Annotated in this window: 19 protein-coding genes and 1 pseudogene; 6 read left to right on the plus strand and 14 right to left on the minus strand. The window is 61.0% G+C overall.

The annotated features are described in order from the left end of the window. Window positions 1-5: 5 nt before the first annotated feature. From V6766_RS11490 to V6766_RS11500, 3 genes are read right to left on the minus strand one after another with little or no spacing between them, the layout of a single operon-like run. Complete coding sequence (locus V6766_RS11490; protein ID WP_448466525.1) at window positions 6-656, minus strand: LysE family translocator; 651 nt, start codon at window positions 654-656, stop codon at window positions 6-8. Between the two features lies 1 nt (window position 657). Further along, the gene (locus V6766_RS11495; RefSeq protein WP_448466527.1) at window positions 658-1,197 is read right to left on the minus strand and encodes an RBBP9/YdeN family alpha/beta hydrolase; all 540 of its coding nucleotides are present in this window, start codon (window positions 1,195-1,197) and stop codon (window positions 658-660) included. Between the two features lie 12 nt (window positions 1,198-1,209). Beyond that, window positions 1,210-1,416, minus strand: coding sequence for a DUF1737 domain-containing protein (locus V6766_RS11500; RefSeq protein ID WP_448466529.1), 207 nt, complete (start codon window positions 1,414-1,416; stop codon window positions 1,210-1,212). 138 nt (window positions 1,417-1,554) lie between these two features. On the opposite strand from V6766_RS11500, the gene V6766_RS11505 reads away from it, so the two are divergent. Continuing rightward, window positions 1,555-2,196, plus strand: coding sequence for a hypothetical protein (locus V6766_RS11505; RefSeq protein WP_448466531.1), 642 nt, complete (start codon window positions 1,555-1,557; stop codon window positions 2,194-2,196). A gap of 27 nt (window positions 2,197-2,223) precedes the next feature. Here V6766_RS11505 and V6766_RS11510 read toward each other — a convergent pair whose 3' ends face one another. The 6 genes from V6766_RS11510 to V6766_RS11535 all read right to left on the minus strand — a co-directional run bounded on the left by V6766_RS11510 (window position 2,224) and on the right by V6766_RS11535 (window position 6,364). Next, window positions 2,224-2,616, minus strand: a complete 393-nt coding sequence (locus V6766_RS11510; protein WP_448466533.1) for a hypothetical protein — start codon at window positions 2,614-2,616, stop codon at window positions 2,224-2,226. Continuing rightward, a complete protein-coding gene (locus V6766_RS11515; RefSeq protein ID WP_448466535.1) occupies window positions 2,613-3,092 on the minus strand; it encodes a hypothetical protein in 480 nt (159 codons plus the stop codon). The genes V6766_RS11510 and V6766_RS11515 overlap by 4 nt, the downstream gene beginning before the upstream one ends. Window positions 3,093-3,164: 72 nt before the next feature. Next, the gene (locus tag V6766_RS11520) at window positions 3,165-4,052 is read right to left on the minus strand and encodes a hypothetical protein (RefSeq protein WP_448466537.1); all 888 of its coding nucleotides are present in this window, start codon (window positions 4,050-4,052) and stop codon (window positions 3,165-3,167) included. Between the two features lie 94 nt (window positions 4,053-4,146). Next, the gene (pdxY, locus tag V6766_RS11525; RefSeq protein WP_448466539.1) at window positions 4,147-4,992 is read right to left on the minus strand and encodes a pyridoxal kinase; all 846 of its coding nucleotides are present in this window, start codon (window positions 4,990-4,992) and stop codon (window positions 4,147-4,149) included. Beyond that, the gene (locus V6766_RS11530) at window positions 4,989-5,669 is read right to left on the minus strand and encodes an MOSC domain-containing protein (RefSeq protein WP_448466541.1); all 681 of its coding nucleotides are present in this window, start codon (window positions 5,667-5,669) and stop codon (window positions 4,989-4,991) included. Before V6766_RS11530 ends, pdxY begins: the two co-directional genes overlap by 4 nt. Next, window positions 5,666-6,364 (minus strand): glutamine amidotransferase, encoded by a 699-nt coding sequence (locus V6766_RS11535; RefSeq protein ID WP_448466543.1) that lies wholly within the window; start codon window positions 6,362-6,364, stop codon window positions 5,666-5,668. Before V6766_RS11535 ends, V6766_RS11530 begins: the two co-directional genes overlap by 4 nt. An 88-nt stretch (window positions 6,365-6,452) precedes the next feature. Between V6766_RS11535 and pdxR the strand changes: the two genes are divergently transcribed. Beyond that, on the plus strand, window positions 6,453-7,868 hold the full coding sequence (gene pdxR / locus V6766_RS11540; RefSeq protein WP_448466545.1) for a MocR-like pyridoxine biosynthesis transcription factor PdxR: 1,416 nt from the start codon (window positions 6,453-6,455) through the stop codon (window positions 7,866-7,868). 1 nt (window position 7,869) lies between these two features. Here pdxR and bioB read toward each other — a convergent pair whose 3' ends face one another. The 3 genes from bioB to V6766_RS11555 all read right to left on the minus strand — a co-directional run bounded on the left by bioB (window position 7,870) and on the right by V6766_RS11555 (window position 10,164). Beyond that, entirely contained in the window at window positions 7,870-8,859 is a 990-nt protein-coding gene (bioB, locus tag V6766_RS11545) for a biotin synthase BioB (protein WP_448466547.1), read from the minus strand. After that, the gene (locus V6766_RS11550) at window positions 8,856-9,413 is read right to left on the minus strand and encodes a biotin transporter BioY (protein ID WP_448466549.1); all 558 of its coding nucleotides are present in this window, start codon (window positions 9,411-9,413) and stop codon (window positions 8,856-8,858) included. The genes bioB and V6766_RS11550 overlap by 4 nt, the downstream gene beginning before the upstream one ends. A gap of 82 nt (window positions 9,414-9,495) precedes the next feature. Further along, window positions 9,496-10,164, minus strand: coding sequence for a GntR family transcriptional regulator (locus V6766_RS11555; protein ID WP_114215866.1), 669 nt, complete (start codon window positions 10,162-10,164; stop codon window positions 9,496-9,498). Window positions 10,165-10,668: 504 nt separating this feature from the next. Here V6766_RS11555 and V6766_RS11560 point away from each other — a divergent pair. Together V6766_RS11560 and V6766_RS11565 are read left to right on the plus strand one after the other, a co-directional pair. Continuing rightward, on the plus strand, window positions 10,669-11,901 hold the full coding sequence (locus V6766_RS11560) for an MFS transporter (RefSeq protein ID WP_448466551.1): 1,233 nt from the start codon (window positions 10,669-10,671) through the stop codon (window positions 11,899-11,901). Window positions 11,902-12,105: 204 nt separating this feature from the next. Then, window positions 12,106-12,381, plus strand: a complete 276-nt coding sequence (locus V6766_RS11565; RefSeq protein WP_448466553.1) for a helix-turn-helix transcriptional regulator — start codon at window positions 12,106-12,108, stop codon at window positions 12,379-12,381. Here the strand turns inward: V6766_RS11565 and V6766_RS11570 are convergent. Together V6766_RS11570 and V6766_RS11575 are read right to left on the minus strand one after the other, a co-directional pair. Continuing rightward, window positions 12,347-13,282, minus strand: a pseudogene (locus V6766_RS11570) (tyrosine-type recombinase/integrase); the annotation flags it as partial. The gene V6766_RS11565 and the pseudogene V6766_RS11570 overlap by 35 nt on opposite strands. Window position 13,283: 1 nt before the next feature. After that, window positions 13,284-14,219, minus strand: coding sequence for a zinc metalloprotease HtpX (locus V6766_RS11575; RefSeq protein ID WP_448466555.1), 936 nt, complete (start codon window positions 14,217-14,219; stop codon window positions 13,284-13,286). Window positions 14,220-14,406: 187 nt separating this feature from the next. Between V6766_RS11575 and ftsH the strand changes: the two genes are divergently transcribed. Then, window positions 14,407-16,239 (plus strand): ATP-dependent zinc metalloprotease FtsH, encoded by a 1,833-nt coding sequence (gene ftsH / locus V6766_RS11580; protein ID WP_448466557.1) that lies wholly within the window; start codon window positions 14,407-14,409, stop codon window positions 16,237-16,239. A gap of 52 nt (window positions 16,240-16,291) precedes the next feature. After that, complete coding sequence (locus tag V6766_RS11585) at window positions 16,292-19,069, plus strand: ATP-dependent Clp protease ATP-binding subunit (RefSeq protein WP_448466559.1); 2,778 nt, start codon at window positions 16,292-16,294, stop codon at window positions 19,067-19,069. Window positions 19,070-19,118 lie beyond the last annotated feature (49 nt).

Raw genomic sequence — 19,118 nt, forward strand, 5'->3', positions numbered from 1 at the left:
CCTGATCAACCCCGTTCTTCGAAAGCCAGCCGGACACCGAAGGCGATCAGGACCGAGCCAGTCACTCCATCGACGCCACGCTTGAATAGTGAACTATGGAAAACGCGCGTGAATGGCCGCGTCGCCGCCGTGATGGCCGCGAACCAGATGAGCCCCATGAGCGCATGAATAGCCGCCAGGGCCATGCTGAACATGACAACCGGGACATCCTGCGGAATGAACTGCGGCAGGAAGCTGACGTAAAACACGCCGACTTTCGGATTGAGAAGATTGGTCATCAGACCGCGCCAAAACCAGTTGGCACTTTTATTGGCCGATTTGCCTGCCTGCACGCTGTGGAGCGCCCCTTCCTCCTCGACGGTTCTACGGATTGCGCTCCGAATCATCCGCGCGCCCAGCCAGATGATGTAGCCAGCGCCGAGATATTGAAGAAGCCGGTAGCCGACTTCCGATACGGTGAGAACGGCTCCGAGGCCCGCCGAAGCCAACAGTCCCCACGCCAGAACACCTGTTACGACCCCGGCGCCAGCCTGCATGGCCTGCTTGCCGCCCTCAACAGTGGCAGTGCGCAAGACCATGGCCGTGTCCAGCCCAGGCGTAATTGTCAAAAGAGCGGCGGCGATCGAAAAGGCGGCAACGGCGGAAAAGGCATCCATGTCACGACCTCAGGCCAGCGCAGAATGCACCGAAGAGCATCCGCCCCTGGTCCCAGATACCGAGGCCGCTTGCGCCATTGATATGGCCGCACGGGCCAATCTCGATGCAACCGGCACCCCATTCTTCAGCGCGTGCCTTCACATAGTCCGGGGTGGCATAAGGGTCGTTGGCGCTTGCGACGATGAGGGCCGGGAACGGCAGACGATGACGTGGCGGGTTTGCGAAGCTGGCCGCTGCGGCCGGGAATGCAGCGGAGGCAGGATCAGGGACTGCGACCAGAAAAGCACCCATAACCCGGCCCGCGACCATCTCTGCCGCGTGCGCGACGAGCAGGCAGGCCAGACTATGCGCGACGAGAACAGGCGGCGATGGCGAATTGTCGATTTTCCTTTCCAGCGCGTCTTGCCAGTCTGCAAGATGGGGCTTGTCCCAGTCGGAAGGATGGAACCGGGTAAAGCAAGGGTCTGACGCCTCCCAATGCGTTTGCCAGTGGGTTTCACCGGAACCGCCGATACCTGGCAATGTGATGAATGAGGTCATTCCGTCGCCCTTCTATTGTTGGGAAAGATCCATCGAAGGCTCGTAACTGCGGTCAGGAACATCCTTCGTGATCGCCTGCCCGCAAGTCACGGCCTGACGCACGCCGTCGTAGGTCAGGACCGGGCTCCCGTGCAGGCTCCAGCCCAGGTTGAGGGCCTCAGTGATGCGGTGACAGAAGGCAGCGTCATCGACGCCGGTCAGCAGACGATAAGCTCTCATCGTGAGGATCCCCAGTTTCCTGCTCGAAATCATAAGCATCTTCGGGAAGCGCTAAACTGAAGTCATCTCAGCCGATCCGCAGTATTTCTCATTTCGCCATTTCTTGGACCGGCGAGCAGTGCGTAGTAAGCAAGGGACATGAACGAGATATCCGACGGCTCCGTAAGGGTTACGGCGCTACGCCTTTTGGAAGAGGATCCACTCCTTGCCGCTTCCCGACGGGATTGGCCGGAGGCGGCCGGCGCTCTTGGTTGGCGATGGGAGACATTCGTCGGCGAGGAGCTCATCAATCCATTTTGCGGCAGCCCGACCGATCATGAACTCGACGCCTGCACACGGTGCCTGTTACGATTCGGTCGCCTGAGTTTTCTTTCCTCGGACGCCGAGCCATTCCGCTCGGCCGGCCACCAATTGCTGGAGACTGGTAGTCGACCGAATTTGCTAGGCCGTATGCGTAAGCTGCTGTTCAAAGAGCCGCTTTGGCTTGTCTCGGCGGTTCATGAAGTTGCGATGAGAGAGGCGTATTTTGCCTACGGGCGATGGGACTTCGGGCACCAGCCCATGCTGGTAATGGACAGGGGCACCAAACCCGCCCCAGATGAAGCTGATTTCCTTGTGGGGCTCCTCGCGGGCGACGAACGAAGGTTGCGGAGAAGGCCGCGCGGCATTTTCGCCTGGGTCGCGCCCTTGGTGGATGGCGTCGGCATCTTCGTTGTTCCGGCCCGATCGGGGAATCGAACCCGTCTTGCGCAGGATTTCATGGCGACTTTTAGAAGTTGATCTGACATAGATATTTTGTGGAAGCTATCACCGATAGCGCCAGACAGGTTTAATTGACACTTCTGCCCCGGCGTCAGAAAGCGAGACTTTCGCTGCAGCGATCTTGCGCGCATCGCCAGAGCAGACGAAAACGGGCCGATCCTCCGCGCTAAGCAACTTTTTCTTTGCCTCAATCCAGTTGCATTCTGCAAGAATCGCGAAATTCTTGATCAGCTTGAGAGAGATTTCTGGCGCGAACAATGAAAGCCGGTAAACAGTATTATCGAGATCCATCGCTGATATATTTGAGCGAATAATGCTCCAGCCGCAGGCCTCACAGACAAGCCCCGCATTCGTCTTGTTTGTAAATGACCGGAGCTCTCCGCCGCAAACTTCACACTTGACGGAAGATTGATGCGATTGCGGGGGTATTTCCGTCATCTGTTCTTTGCACTCAGCAAATTTTCGGCGCGAAACGAGAGCGGGCACCCATGCTCTGCAAGCCGTTTGATCGCGTCGCGTGCGATATCCCTGTTGCCCGTGTTGCCGACGAAGCTCGACAGAGAATCCGAAAATTCCAACACGATATTGGCCGTCCCGACAGTTTGTCGGTAGTCCACACGGGAAACCACGTCATAGGGTTTCCTACGCCTCCTGATTACACGGCACTCGATATGGTCGCCGTGCAAAATAAGCGTTGGCTTCAGGTCACTCGATGACCAGCAAATCCAGGGTACGCCCCGCCAGCCCGAAAATGCAGCAACCAACGGAATGTTCGCGACCTCTCCTGCGGTCTCGATCCTGCTGTGCCTCACCACCGACAGGCGGTTCTTGATGGTGAGAAACAACGTCAGCCAGCCGACACCGATAAGCAGGACAATGGCGAAAATGAAAATCGTTGCTTCCGCTTTGCTCATCCGAGCTGGCCTGCCGTTTTGTAACTCGGAGGCAAGGCGCATTCTGCGGGACGCATCTTCCAGCCAATCATCTCAATAATCGTAGTTTTCATATTCGCGGGTACTCAGTTCATCGTCCGGAATGAATTCTTCTTCATCTAGGGTGAACGCCACCCAAGCCCGCATATGAAGTGTGAACAACGGTTCGTCTGCCGCCCTGGCAAGGGCAAGAGCGGCGCTGCGGGCCTCTCCGATCGACCAACCCGTACTGTTGAGGGTCAACCAGGCTTCCTTTAGACGACCGCTTTTAAGGTACTCTCCGAAAACCTGGTTCAGCGGCGCATTCGCGACAAGCCAAGGCGGCAGTTGAGATGCCCCATTTCTCAGCCACGAGCGCCCGTGCTCACTGAGCTCGAAATAGGCGACATCATTTGCATTCTCGTCAGATAAACCGGACAGGCTGATCGCCAACGGCGCAGCCCGTCGTTCGCCGATGCCAATGGGCACGCGTACAGTATACGCGGCGAGCTTATCCAGCTTTTCCGGATCGTCACCGAATTCGAGGGTATGTGCGTCTATTTCAGCAAATTGACGACTCGAAATCCCGGCCGCCTTACTAAATGACGCTATTTCTTTGGCCTCGTCGTTCCCATCCCTATAAACGAGCGCCCGGACCAACAGCCAGTTTGCAAATTGCTCATCATCAAGAGCGATTTCCTCCAGCAGGAAGTGGTCCTCCGGCCCCGCGCAGACATAGCGTCGGATGTGGTCCGGCTCGTCACAGAACCAGCGCATCCAGATCCCTTCATATTCCGGCAAGCTACCATTCGAGGTGATGGGAATGAGAGCGGGCGGGCAACCATAGTATTCGGCAGGCTGACCGATCAGAAAGGTTTCTTTCAGGTGTGACCCGAGCCGGTACTGCCGGAGCCATAATGGGGCGCTCAATTTCTGGAGGAGTACGTCATATCGATCAAGCATGAGCATCCACTTTTTGCAAAACCCTCAATTCGATATTGCTAATTCACCTCAGTGAACACTGAAGTCTTCTCAGTTCAGATGAAATAATCCTCATTCAAAAACCGAGCGTCAGAAGAGCGCGACGGAACTCCGGTTCGCTCAACAGCACTTCGCCGGCGCCGAGGGCACGGGCGTGGTCCATCGCGCGCGATGTGAGGCGCTGCGCTGCTTCGACGCTCTGCGTCAAGGGCAATCCGCGCGCGAGCCCCGCGACGATCAGCCCGGCGAACAGATCGCCGGTTCCTGGAAGCGCGACCGGCAGGTGCTCCACCGGATGACGGCTTGCGTCGGCGGCTCCGAGTATGACGCTTTCGATATGGCCGGCGGGCGTATCGTCGAGCGTGCACCCCGTGGCGATAAGATAGGCGCCGGGCGCGATGCGGAGAAAGGCTCGCGCGGCTTTGAGGTCCGCCATGGACACGATCGGCTGCCCGGTTAGCCAGCCCAGTTCGAACGGGTTCGGCGTCGCGATATCGGCCATCGGCAGCAATCGGTCGCGCATGACGTCGGCGATCGCCTCCGGCACATAGAGGCCGGGGCCTGTGTCGCCCATCACCGGATCGCAGAGATAGACAAGGCGTGGATTGACGGCCTTGGCCTCGGCCACGAAATCCGCGACCATCAGCGCCACATCGAGCGAGCCGATATAGCCGGTCAGGATGAAATCCGCGCGTTCCGGCAGGCCGCGCTCGCGTGCCCCCTGCAACAGGTCCGAGAAGAGTTCCGGCGGTAGCGCCCGGCCACGCAGCGTCGGATAGTCGGGCGTGTTGGAAAAGATGACGGTCGGGATCGCCGCCACCTCCAGCCCAGCCGCCTGCATCGGAAACAGGGCGGCGGAATTGCCGACATGGCCGAACACGACCTGACTCTGGATCGATATCACGAAGGGAGGAGAGGTCATGGAGTGCCGTCCAGTCTGTTGCGCCAATCCTCCACCCGACCGCTCTCGAGCCGCCGCACCGCATATTTCCGCCAGCCTTCGGCCAGCACGTCCAGGGCTGCGATGCCCTTCAGTTCGTTCAGGTTCAGCCGATCGACATAAAGCGCATGCCAGAGCCGGTGGAGCGTCCAGTCCGGCGCGATGCGATCCACCAGTTGAAGCCGGTCCCCCGTCTTCACGAGTCCGTCTTCCAGCACGCGATAATACCAGCCTGTGCGGCCGCTCTGCTGCACGCGACGGGCCATGTCAGGCACCTCGAAGCGATGATTGAGTTTCCAGCAGGGCTGTCGCCCCTGCGAGACCTGCAGGAGTGCCGTGCCCAGCCGGAAAACATCTCCCACTGCGACGGTGTTTTCGGTGGGGCCGGATGCCGAGATGTTCTCGCCAAATCCGCCGGGATCGGCAAGCGCCGGCAGATCGCCGAGTTCTTCACGCCAGAGCGGATAATGATCCAGCGGGTAATGGTGCACGGCCTTTTCGACGCCGCCATGCACCCGTCGGTCGGCCTGCTCGTCGCCTTCGAACCCTTCAGGGCCGAGCCGAAGCGGCCCCGTCACCGGCGCCTTCATGATGCCGCTTTGCGCGTCGCTTCCCGCCAGCGGTCTGGCGCGCCCGGTCAGAAGGGTGATCACGGTCATGCGGGCAAGTCCTGCAGCCATGCGCGGAGCATGGATTGGCCGGCATACCTCAGCGCCGGGCCGTACGCGATGGCGTCGCGACGCAGGCTGGCCGGGTCGATGCCGGCCTCAGCCAGTTCCACGCTGTGGCCGATGAGCCAGCGTTCGAAGGTGGGCATTTCGCCTGCTTCGGGGTGGAATTGCAGCCCCAGAACGGTTGGGCCCATGGCAAAGGCCTGCGTTGCTGAGGCCGCCGTTCCTGCGAGAGTATCCGCTCCATCCGGGATATCGAAGGCTTCGCCGTGCCAGTGGAGAACGGGCACATCCCGCAGGTGACGAAGCGGGCTGTTGATGCCTGCCTCCGTCAGCGTCAGGGCGGAAAAGCCGATTTCCTTGCGCGGCATCGGGGCGACCTTCGCGCCGAACGCCGCGGCCATGAGCTGCGCGCCAAGGCAGATCCCGAGCGTCGGGCGGCGGGCGGCCAGACGCGGTGCCAGCCAGTCGCGCTCTGTCTTCATGCAGGGATAGGCTTGCGCGTCATTCACCCCGATCGGGCCGCCGAGCACCACCACGAGATCGGAGTCGCGCGAATCCGGCAAGGAATCGATGCCAGCTTCGGCATGGATGAGCCGGTAGCCTTCTTCCTCAAGCACCGGGCCAAAGCTGCCAAGGTCCTCGAAAGCCAGATGGCGCAGGATCAGGGCGGATTTCGACATGAGGACCTCTTGCGTTTTTCCATGTGTCTCGCGAATATCCGGCCTGTGTAAAAGAGCCAGTTTCGGAAATTTGGATAGGCCGGTTGTCATGGCATCGGAACCGCTTGCGCTGGATATAGAGAAGGAGCCCGCCGGCCCGCTGTTTCTGGCGATTGCCGACGCGATCACCCGCGACATCATGCGTGGCCGACTGAAGCCCGGCGTTCGCCTGCCGGGGACGCGGGCGCTGGCGCGCCAGCTCGGCGTTCACCGCAACACGGTCGATGCCGCCTATCAGGAGCTCATGACCCAGGGCTGGCTCCATGCCGAACCCGCGCGCGGCACATTCGTCGCCGAGGATCTGCCCGAAAGCATGGCGGAGCCGGTTTCGGTGTCCGTGCCCCGAGAGCCCGCAACCGTCCGCCCGCATCTCGCCTTCAGCGACGGCGCTCCCGATCCCAGGCTGGTGCCTGACAAGGCGCTGGCGCGCGCCTTCCGCCGGGCATTGCTGTCGCCGGCCTTCCGCGGCGGCGCGGATTATGGCGATGCCCGGGGCACGCCGGTTCTGCGTCACGCGCTGTCGTCCTATCTCGCCACGGACCGGGGCGTGGTCGCCGATCCGGCGCGGCTGCTGATCACGCGCGGCAGCCAGATGGCGCTGTTCCTGGCGGCCAGGGCGGCGGTGAAACCCGGTCAGGCGATTGCCGTGGAGGAACCCGGCTACCCGCTGGCCTGGGAGGCCTTCCGTGCCGCTGGTGTTGCCGTCCGGGGCATTCCCGTCGATGCGGGCGGGCTGTCGGTCGCGGCCCTTGAGGCAGCGATTGAAAGCGATCCGCGCATCGCGGCGGTCTATGTCACGCCCCATCACCAGTATCCGACCACGGTCACCATGGGCGCGGCGCGGCGGCTGCAGCTTCTGAACACCGTCGAGCGTCACGGCATCACGCTGATCGAGGATGACTACGATCACGAGTACCGCTTCGAAGGGCGCCCGATCCTGTCGCTTGCGGCCCGGGCCCCGGTAGGCCTGCAGCTGATCTATGTGGGCTCGCTCTCCAAACTACTCTCGCCCGGTATTCGCCTCGGCTATGCCATGGCCCCGGAGCCGCTGCTCGGCCGCATGGCGGCCGCCCGTGCGGCCATCGACCGGCAGGGCGACGCGCCGCTTGAGGCCGCGCTGGCGGACCTGATCCGCGACGGCGATCTCGGCCGCCATGCGCGTAAGGCCCGTCGCATCTATCGGGCCCGGCGCGATGTCCTCGCGTCTGCCCTGTCGGCGCATCTGGACGGGCGGGTCCTGTTCGACAGCCCCGCGGGCGGCTTGGCCCTGTGGCTCCGATGCGTGGACGTCTCCGCCGACACTTGGGCAGAGCGGGCCGGTGCGGCAGGGCTTGCGCTGCTGCCCGGAACACGCTTCGCCCTTGATCGCACTGCACCGCAAGCCCTTCGTCTTGGCTATGCAGCGCTTGACGAAGAGCAGATAGCCCGGGCGGTGGATATCCTCGCCCGAAGCCTGCCCGATTGAGCTACTCGGCCGCCATGGCGGAGCCTTGCGGCCTGGCGGGCGCCACATGCATGCCGAGCCGTTGCAACAGGTCGTGGTCCTTCCAGGCCGCTGGGTTGTCGGTGGTCAGCAACTGATCGCCGACGAAAATGGAATTCGCGCCGGCAAGGAAGCAAAGCGCCTGCAACTCATCGCTCATCCCCGTGCGTCCGGCGGAAAGCCGCACCACGGAGGCCGGCATCAGGATGCGCGCGAGCGCCACGAGACGGACGAGCGCGAACGGATCGACCGGGCTTGCGGTTTCCTGCACCGGCACGCCCTCGACCGGGTTCCACAGGTTGACCGGCACGCTGTCGGGATGGGCTGGCAGGGTCGCGAGCGTGACCAGCATGGCGATGCGATCCTCTTCCGTTTCGCCCATGCCGACGATCCCGCCGCAACAGACCCTGATGCCGCCCTTGCGGACATGCTCGACCGTCTCCAGCCGGTCCGCCATCGTCCGCGTGGTGGCGATCTCGCGGTAATAGTCCGGCGCAGTATCGATATTGTGGTTGTAGAAATCGAGCCCGACCGCCTTCAGCCGCGCCACCTGATCCGGTTTCAGCATGCCGAGCGTCATGCAGGTTTCGAGCCCGAGTTCCGAGACGCCCTGCACCATGGCGCAGAGCCTGTCCATGTCGCGGTCCTTGGGGCTGCGCCAGGCAGCCCCCATGCAGAAACGCTGCGCGCCCGCGTCCCTCGCGCGCCGGGCGGCTTCCAGCACATCGTCGGTCGCCATCAGCTTGGTCGCCTTCACGCCGGTCCGGTGGTGGGCCGATTGCGAGCAGTAGCCGCAATCCTCCGGGCAGCCGCCGGTCTTGATGCTCAAGAGGCTCGCCGTCTCGATCGCGGTCGGGTCGAAATGGGCCCGATGCAGGGACTGCGCCCGGTGGATCAGGTCGGGAAACGGAAGGGCGTGGATCGCCCGCGCCTCGTCCATGGTCCAGTCGGTTCTGATCTTGGCGCCGATCATGCCGCGCGACCCTTGAGGCGGCCGAGGCCGGTGATCAGGGCGACCGCCAGCGCGATCTTGATCAGATCGCCGAGGATGAACGGAGCGAAGCCGGCGGTGATCAGGCCAGAGGCCGGCACGAACAATGCGAGCCATGCCAGGCCGAAGGCATAGACCACGGCGAGACCGGAGAGCATCGCCAGCGCCAGCCGCATCGGGCCATTCCCTTCGGCCAGCCTGCCGATCACGAGGGGCGAGAGCAAGTAGCCGATGAGATAGCCGCCGGTCGGCCCCGCCATGTAGGCAAGCCCGATCCCGCGCGCCGGCGAGCCGGAAAATACCGGAAGGCCCACCGCCCCGGCGGCGAGGTAGGCGGCCATGGCTGCAAAGCCGAGACGGGGACCGAGAGCCGCAGCCAGAAAGAACACCGCGAGCGTGTGCAGTGTCATCGGCACGGGCCAGAACGGGATCTGCACCTTGGCGCCGATCGTGATCAGTGCCGCGCCGAAGAGCGTGAGGGCGACACCGCGCCAGAGTGATGCCGGGCGGGTCAGCGTGGGGGTGAGCAAGGCCATGTGGCTGTTCTCCGAAGATAGGTTTCGACACTATCTATAATTCCGGAGTCATCCTCATGCGATCAATACAGATTATAGATAATCAGCCAGGAATTTCATAAGTCTCTCTGAGATCGCCATTTTTTGATGTCGGCTTGCGCTTGCCGATCCAGCCTACGTGGCGTGCCAGGGTCGAACAGGCAAATTCGGTCTGGCCCTTCCGCAGGGCATCAAGGATGGCACGGTGGTCGTGGTCTGTGCGTGCCTCCCAGTCGCTGCGCCAAGCGGCAAACAGGAAGCGCGCGCTCGCCGCCTGCAGGTCGTCGATCGTGCGCAGCAGGCGCGGCATGTGGCACGGTGTGAGGATCAGATGATGAAATCTGCGGTTCGCGGCCTCCCAGTCGCGGACATTGCCGGCGCGATCGCCATGCCGGGTAACCTCTTCTGCCTCATCGAGAATTGCCCGCGTCAGGTTTGGCGCAGCATGGCGTAGGGCTAGCGATTCGAGGCTCGCCCGCATCTCGGCGACCTCGCGCAATTCGGCGATATCGAACTCGGTGACGCGGAACCCGCGCCAAGGCTCGCTCTCCGCCAGCCCCTGCTTTTGCAGCGCGCGAAAGGCCTCGCGCACCGGTACGTGGCTGGCGCTGAACTCCGCCGCGACATGATCCTGCCGCAACCGCGCGCCGGGCCGTATTGCGCCAGATATGATCCGATCCGCGAGAATGCGCGCAATCCGGTCGGAAATGGTTTCATCGGTCTCTTTGGTCATGCATTATAGATAATCGACGTCACTTATGGAGTCGACGTTAGTAGCTCGAATTGGACCTAGGGTGCGGCGAGCGACGAACTGGCTTCGGTTTGTTGAGGCGCAAGTATTCGACCGTGATCATCGGCCGCGCTATCGGGAACCTTTATGTGCTCTATCCCAACACCAGCGGCTAAAGTCGCCCATTCTGGCGGCAAGCAACCCCAAGAGAAGGCCCGGTCCCGATCACTGTTCCGACCTCAGCACGTTGACAGCAGCACTAAGGTCGACTTATACGAAGACTTGTATCGGAGCGCATACCAGCGTGGGCAGCTAATTTTGAGCTGCTTTTCGTCGATATACTCACAAACATTTCTGAGCCGATCCAGATAGGATATTGATCCATCTGGCCTTGTCGCGAGATCACTCTCTCGGCCTCTCCTCCCGTCCATTCATCCCGCCCAAACGCGATCGCGATCGCGAAGACGTATTTTTGTCTGAAACAGCTTCAAAGAGAGCAGAAGATCAATGGTAACGACATCAGAAAAGACGTCGGAAAGCTCCAACCAGCATAGACCCTTTCTCGCTATCCTAGCCTTGGCGGTTTTTTTCGTCGGCGCAAGCGAGTTCATGCTTTCGGCGATGCTTGGACCGCTAGCTGAGGCATTCCGCACGTCTCCGGCTCGTGCCTCGTGGCTAATCTCCGGCTACGCCTTCACTTACGCTTTGGCGGCTCCTATTCTGGGATATCTCTCAGACCGTATCGACCGTGTTCGCTTCCTACTCCTTGCACTTCTGGCCTTTGCTATCGATGGAATAGGAATTGCATTTTCCCCGACTATCGAAATTGCAATGGTTCTCAGAGTCTTCGGTGGGCTAGCGTCTGCTGTAATCATTCCGACGGCGTTCGCCCTGGTTTCCGAAATCGTCCCCAGGGAAAGGCAGGCTGGTGCGATGGGCCTCGTCATGCTTGGAATGACGTTCGGCATTGCGCTGGGTCCAGCCCTCGCAGGCGTGCTCACCGAATGGGCTGGTTGGCGACTGCCTTTTCTCATGAGCGCAAGCGGATGCGTTTTGGCGTTCATTATCGGTTCCAGAACGACCCCCGGTAATTATTCACCCTCATTCGCCAGAACTACAGTGCATCTTCATTGGATGAAGAAATGGAATGTAATGCGACCGCTGATAGCCAAGGGCGCCTGGAATGGGACAGGCGTGGCCGCTTTCCTACTCTCGGGGGAGATGCTCAAGCAACGCTACAACTTGAACACAGCAGAGATTGGCGTCACGGTCACCGCGTTTGGTTTCGGTTTAGGCATCGGAAATCTGTCTGCGGGCTGGATACGCCGCATGTGCGGCAGAGAAGAAATGTCACTCATCGCGATAACTGCATTACTTGCGCTGTCGATCGCAGCCTTCACCACAGTCGCTCTCCCTTTCATCGGGGCCGTAACTTGCCTAGTCCTATGGGGATTTGCACTCGGCGCCGGCGCACCAAGCAGCACAACGATATTGGCAGAGCGATCTGGGCATAGCAAAGGCATAATACTTGCTTTTGCTGAAACGCTAAATAACGTGACAATTTTCGCAGTGCTCCCCGCAGCAATACGTTCAATCGATCGCGGCGACAATATTTCCCTCATATTGGTGTTGGGTACGGGGCTTTTTGTTGGAATAATTCTGACGTTGATTGATGGCTTCCTTTCGCGACCGGTCTCTGCCGAGCAATCAAAGCCCCTCGACCTTTCGGGAACGAATTGATTGAACATCATACGATCGAGAAGACGGCTGGGAACGTGACAGGCGGGCTGCATAACTGCGTGGACGGTTATGGGAGGCGTTTCTTCCAAGACCAATCCGATTTGCACGACATAGCGCGATATTACCGCACAAGCGCCTGCAAGGACTTTTCACATTCAGCTTCTATCGCTTTCTATGGTTCTCATGATGATCGGAGGACATAGAATGAATACTCCAAATTTGCGTCGAACGATCCGGCGCCAGCAGCTACGTGAAATGGTCCCTCTGGCTGACAGCACCATTTATGAAATGGAGCAGCGTGGCGAGTTTCCATGCCGGTTTGCGCTCTCGCCACGTTGCGTCGTTTGGGACTTGGCCGAGGTCGAGGCTTGGCTGATGGCACGGCGGGCTGCGCCAATCCGACGCGCCCAACACCCCGATGTCAACAAGCGTAAAATCCGCCCCGTCAAAGGGCAGGATCAAGCTCCATCAAGGGCATAGCTTGCGGCAAAAGCGTGGGAGCATACTTCCGGCCATCGATCCAGGCATCCACAGTATCCGCCCACTGCTGCATCATATGCCGGCGCTGCACTTCATACTCGGCCTTGTTATAAACGCCGCGCGATGAGCGCCCGTCCTCGTGCGCCAAGCACTTTTCGATCCAATCGCTGTTAAAGCCCAATTCGTTTAGCAGCGTCGACCCGGTGCGCCGCAGATCGTGCACGGTGAACGGCTCCAGCGGTAATCCCTCCTTCTTGGCCTGTGCGACGACAGCGTAGGTGATACGGTTAAAGGTCGCGCGGGACATTGGAGCATCAGCGTCGTACCGGGACGGCAGAAGATATCGGGAGTTGCCGGAGCAGGTTTTGAGCGCGATCATGATGTCCAATGTCTGTCGGCACAGGTAGACGTTGTGCGGCTTCGACCGCTTCATGCGTTCCTTTGGTATCGTCCAGACAGCGTTGTCGAAATCGATCTCGTCCCACACCGCGTCCTGCAGCTCGCTCTTTCGGACCATGGTCAGGAGGAAGAGCTTCATACCGAGGCGGATCGTTGGCAGCGTCGCGACATGCTCGAGTTGCTTGAACATGATGCGGATCTCGGCAGGCGACAATGCGCGGTCTTTCGGCGTAAAGGTAGCGATTGAGGCCGGACCGACGTCATCGGCCGGATTGACGACCTTCTCGCCGTGCAGAATGGCATAGCTGTAGATCTGCTTCAGGATATCCCGCACATGGATGGCGGTCGCTGGCGCACCTCGTTCGACGATCTTGCCGCAGTGGGCACGCAGGTCATCAGGCGTGATCTCCGTCAGAAGACGATTGCGCCAGACGGGCATCAGTTCGCGCTCGAAGATGGAGCGACGCATCGCACGCGTGCTGTCGGCCATGGTTGCGTTCGTCTCATCGATAAACGCCCCAAGGCCCGAAACGCGGCGTGGAGACACGCGCATCCCGCGGTGCGTTCATTGGACCGGACAGTGAGATCGGTCGGCGGGCGCCGGAAAGTGAGCGCAGCCGCCGGACTCGATCCGCGGTGGGCGGGTGTGTTCGCAGTAGCGAAGGTTCGGGGATACGGCGTCCAGGAAGGAACATCTCTTCCCAGACGCGCCCAACGCGGCGTTCAAGCTTGAGCAAGGCTGAAGCCAGGCCATCGGGGTCGCCGGTCAGTTCAGCGCCGCCCCTATCGGCATCGTATTCTCGAGCCCGCGAGAGCGCGAGCTGAAGAAGAGCCATAATGGTGGGTGAAAACATCAGCACGAGCGGTACCTGCCAAGGCACATAAGCAGCACCGGCCAGAATGAGCGGCAAATTCAGCAGCAGGATTAGTTGCCCAACCCAGGACGCGAGCGACACCGCGCGCGACATCGCATCGGCCAAACCCATGATCCAGAGATCGCGGTTCGCAATGTGAGCGATTTCGTGTGCCAGGACACCGACGAGTTCGCGGTGGTCCATCAATCGCAAAAGACCATCACTGACGCAGACGGCGCTTTCATCCGGAGAGCCCACAGCGAAGGCGTTCGGCATCTGGCTCGGAATGTAGTAGAGTTCCGGCACACGCGGCAGTCCGGCGCGGCGTGCAAGTTCAGCCAGTATAGCGATTCCGTCCGGAAACTCCCGCCCGCTGAGCCTGCGTGCACCATAGGCGTTCAGTAACAGGCGTTTCGGGATGCCGGGTGTCATCAGCAGTCCCAACAAGGACACGATGACCATCGCAATCGCCAAGCCCTCTCCCGCAATCGCTGAAACGATGAACCAGGCGATAACCGCCATACCCGCCAAAAGCAGGATGGATTGGAGCAGGTTCAGGAATTGGTGGCGTGGCGTCGCAGTCATAACGGCAACAAATTTCAATCGCGGCTAACGGGAAGTGGCACGCTTCAAGATGTAAGAATTTTGGGCGACTTTGCCAGCCTCGTTCTTCATTTCTGAGCCCTCTTGAACTCGGATCAGGCAATACCAATCTTGCCACTCGCGATAAATCAACAACATCTCTGTGAGGCGGCGCCGAGGAGAGAAAAGGATGGAGAAAAGAACTCAATACAACATCTGGTACTGGGTCGCGGCTTTTGTGGCGGTGCTTTTCTTTCAAGGCGTTATCGCGGATTGGCACTCTGTCGCGCCGATCAGCTATAGCCAGTTCGAAAGCTATCTGGAACAGGGCAAAGTCGCGTCAGTCGCTGTCGGCCAGGACACAATCGCCGGCCGGTTTACCGCACCCGTGGACGGAAAGAGCCAGTTCGTCACGACCATCGTCAATCCCCAGATTCTTGATCGTATCGACAAATCGGGAGTGGAGATAACCGGTGTGCCACAGAATACCTTGCTGGGCACGTTGATCTCCTGGGTGGCCCCAGCACTGGTGTTCTTCGCGGTCTGGATGCTGCTGTTTCGTCGCTTTGCCGACAAGCAGGGCTTTGGCGGTTTCCTGCAGGTAGGCAAGAGCAAGGCCAAGGTTTATATGGAGAAGGAAACCGGCGTCAGCTTTGCCGATGTGGCCGGCGTCGACGAGGCCAAGGCCGAGCTGGAGGAAGTGGTCGACTTTCTGAAAGCGCCTGAAGAGTACGGGAAGCTCGGTGCGCGCATCCCGAAGGGCATCCTGCTTGTCGGCCCGCCTGGCACCGGCAAGACGCTTCTGGCGCGGGCCGTAGCAGGTGAAGCGGGCGTAACCTTTTTTTCGATCTCTGGCTCGGAATTTGTCGAAATGTTCGTGGGCGTCGGCGCCGCCCGGGTACGCGACCTATTTGAACAAGCCCGCAAGAACGCACCGGCGATCATCTTTATCGACGAACTCGACGCGCTCGGCCGCGCCCGCGCCTCCGGTCAGATGGCAGGCGGGCATGACGAGCGCGAGCAGACGCTGAACCAGCTTCTCACTGAGCTGGACGGGTTCGACCCGTCGTCGGGGATCGTGCTGCTGGCGGCCACCAACCGGCCGGAAATCCTGGACCCGGCGCTGCTGCGTGCGGGACGCTTCGACCGGCAGGTGCTGGTGGACAAGCCCGACAAGAAGGGCCGTATCCAAATCCTTGGCGTGCACATGAAGAAGGTGACGTTCGCCCCCGATGTGGCCGCCGAGAAGTTGGCTGCGCTGACGCCGGGGTTTTCAGGCGCGGATCTGGCCAACCTAGTCAATGAGGCTGCACTTCTGGCTACCCGCCGCAAGGCTGATGCCGTGACCATGGATGATTTCAACAACGCGGTGGAGCGGATCGTGGCGGGGCTGGAGAAGCGCAACCGTGTTCTGAACACACGCGAACGGGAAATCGTCGCGCATCATGAAATGGGGCACGCGCTGGTCGCAATGGCGCTCATCGGGAGCGATCCCGTGCACAAAGTCTCGATCATCCCCCGCGGGATCGGCGCGCTCGGCTACACCATCCAGCGCCCGACTGAAGACCGCTTTCTGATGACCCGCGAGGAGCTGGAAAATAAGATTGCCGTTCTTCTGGGCGGGCGCGCGGCCGAGAAGGTCATCTACGATCACCTCTCGACTGGTGCCGCGGATGACCTGGTGAAGGCGACCGACATCGCCAGGGCCATGGTCGCGCGCTACGGCATGGACCCCGATCTGGGCCATGTCAGCTACGACAACGAGCGGCCCGGCTTCCTTGGCACGGGTGATCAATCCGCTTGGCTCAACCGCCGCCACAGCGAGGCAACGGCTGAGCGGATGGATGTAGCTGTCAAGGCAATCATCGATGACATCTTCGCGCGTACGGTCGCGCTTCTTGAGGCGAACCGGGCGCTGCTGGAGGAAACGTCTCGCGATCTGCTCGACCGCGAGACGCTGAACGAGCCCGACCTTCGGGCAATCGCAGAACAGGTCCGCGCGAAGAAGGGAGAAGCGGCCTGAAAACATAGACCCAGCCCGGATTGTTCGACTGGGAACCTGACGGAGGTAGAAAATGGCAAATGGCATCTGTGATATCTGCAAATCCCGACCTGCCAGCTTTCGTGCGCAGGTCTCTGCAAACGGTGAACGCAAGGTGATGGAGCTTTGCGACGAGGACTACCGCAGGATCGCCCGACGGCAGGGCCGCAGCGCATCGCCGTTGGAATCCCTATTCAGCGGACGCTCGCTCTTCGATGAATTCTTCGGCGATAGCGGTGGCCTTTTCGACCGCTTGGGCGAGGATCAGGGGCAAGCCGTCCCGATCCGACAGGTGGGACGCGGCGCGCGGCGCGGCGGCATTAATATTGCCGACCGCTTGAGCGAACAGGCTAACAAGCTTTTGCAACAGGCGGGCCAGAAAGCGCACGAATTCGGCCGCACCGAGGTCGATACGGAACACCTTCTGCTGGCGTTGACCGGCTCCGACGTTGTCCGCACGGTGTTGGGGCAGGTCAAGATCGACGTCGACGATCTACGCCGCCAAATCGAGCGCGAGGCGAAGAAGGGCGACGCCACTCACGAGGATCGCGAGATCGGGGTCAGCCCGCGGGTCAAAGATGCGCTGAACCGCGCTTTCATAGCCTCAAACGAGTTGGGCCATTCCTATGTCGGCCCCGAACACCTGCTGATCGGCCTTGCCGAAGAGGGTGAGGGCGTGGCGTCGAGCATCCTGAACCGGCTGGGCCTGACGCCGCAGGCGCTACGCCAACAGGTGACGAAGGCCGTCGGTCAGGGGGCCGAGGAAGGCCGCGTCGAGACCCCGTCGAGCACTCCCGATCTCGATGAATACAGCCGCGATCTGACGAAGTTGGCGCGCGAGGGCAAGCTTGACCCGGTGATCGGTCGGGCGCGAGAGATCGAGACGACAATCGAGGTTCTGGCGCGTCGCAAGAAGAACAATCCGGTGCTGATCGGCGAACCCGGCGTCGGCAAGACTGCAATCATCGAGGGACTGGCGCAGCGCATCGTCGCGGGGGAAGTGCCCGAGGCGCTACGCGACAAGCGGCTGGTCGAGCTCAATATCAACTCGATGGTCGCCGGGTCCAAGTATCGCGGCGAGTTCGAGGAGCGGGTCCAGAAGATCCTGAAAGAGATCGAGGCCAACAAGGCCGACATGATCCTGTTCATTGACGAGATCCACACCATCGTCGGAGCTGGGCAGGGCGGCGGCGAAGGTGGGCTGGACATCGCCAATACGTTCAAGCCGGCACTGGCTCGTGGCGAGTTGAATCTGATCGGTGCGACCACACTGAACGAGTACCAGAAGTATATCGAGAAGGACGCCGCGCTGGAGCGCCGCTTCCAGCCGGTATATGTGGACGAGCCGACGGTGGCACAGACGATCATGATTCTGCGCGGCCTTCGCGACACGCTGGAAAGCCACCACAAGGTAACGATTACCGACGAGGCCATCGTCGCAGCAGCCGAGCTTTCCGACCGCTACGTCACCGGCCGTTTCATGCCCGACAAGGCCATCGACCTGATAGACCAGGCCGCCGCCCGAGTGAAGATCAGCGCTACCGCGCGACCCGTCGACGTGCAGGAACTGGAAGCTGAGGTCGCTCAGATCAGGCGCGAACAGGACTACGCCGCCGGTCGCAAGCAATTCGACCGCGCTGGAGAGCTAAAGAAGGAACTGGACGCGAAACAGGCCGAACTCGACGAATTGATGGCGACCTGGAAGCGAGACCGGGCCTCTGCCACGGCCGAGGTACGCGCCGACCACGTGGCGCAGATCGTCTCTAAATTGACGGGCGTGCCAGTGAGCGAACTGACCACGGAAGAGCGCGAAAAACTCCTGAAGCTAGAGGAAAAGTTGCATGAGCGTGTAATCGGCCAGGAAGAGGCCATTCATGCCGTTGCCGATGCCGTGCGACTGGCGCGCGCCGGACTGCGCGAGGGCTCCGGCCCGACCGCAACCTTCCTGTTCCTCGGCCCGACCGGCGTAGGCAAGACCGAGTTGGCCAAGACCTTGGCCGAGACGATCTTCGGTGATCAGGACGCAATGATCCGCATCGACATGTCCGAATATGGCGAACGTCACGCGGTCGCGCGGCTGATTGGCGCCCCGCCGGGCTATGTCGGCTACGACGAGGGCGGGCAGTTGACGGAACGGGTCCGGCGCCGGCCATATTCTGTCGTGCTGCTCGACGAGATCGAGAAGGCGCATGCGGATGTATATAACATCCTGCTTCAGGTCTTCGATGAAGGCCGCCTGACCGATGGCAAGGGTCGCGTGGTGGATTTCACCAACACCATCATCATTGCCACGTCTAACCTCGGCTCCGACATCATCCAGCGCAACCTTCGCAAGCGCGGAACCAAGGAGTTCGACGAGGCCGGGCAGAAGGCCGAACTGATGGACGTTCTGCGCGTTCATTTCCGGCCCGAGTTCATCAACCGGATCGACGAGATCATCGTCTTCCATTCGCTGAACCAGTCGGAAATTCGGCAGATCGTCGAGCTGCAACTGGCCCGTGTCGCTCGCACGGCGATGACTCAAGGGGTCGAACTCGACTACGACAAAAGCGTTGCGGAGCATTTCGGAGCGGTGGGCTTCCGGCCGGAGTTCGGAGCCCGCGAATTGCGACGGCTAATCCGGTCGGAACTGGAAACCGAGCTCGCCCGCGAGATGCTTTCGGGCCGGATCGAGGACGGCGACAAGGTACGCGTCACCTGGGCCGTGGATGATCGGAAGATCAAGTTTGAAAAGCTGGAGAGCGCAGGAGAGACCGGAGCCCCCGACAAGCCCGGCGATCGCGATGGCGAAGAGGCTGAGCCTGCCGCCTAATGATCGCTCTCGCACCGGCGGCGTTGACGCCGCCGGTGCCGCAACCCGA

The organism is Martelella sp. AMO21009 (assembly GCF_053484295.1).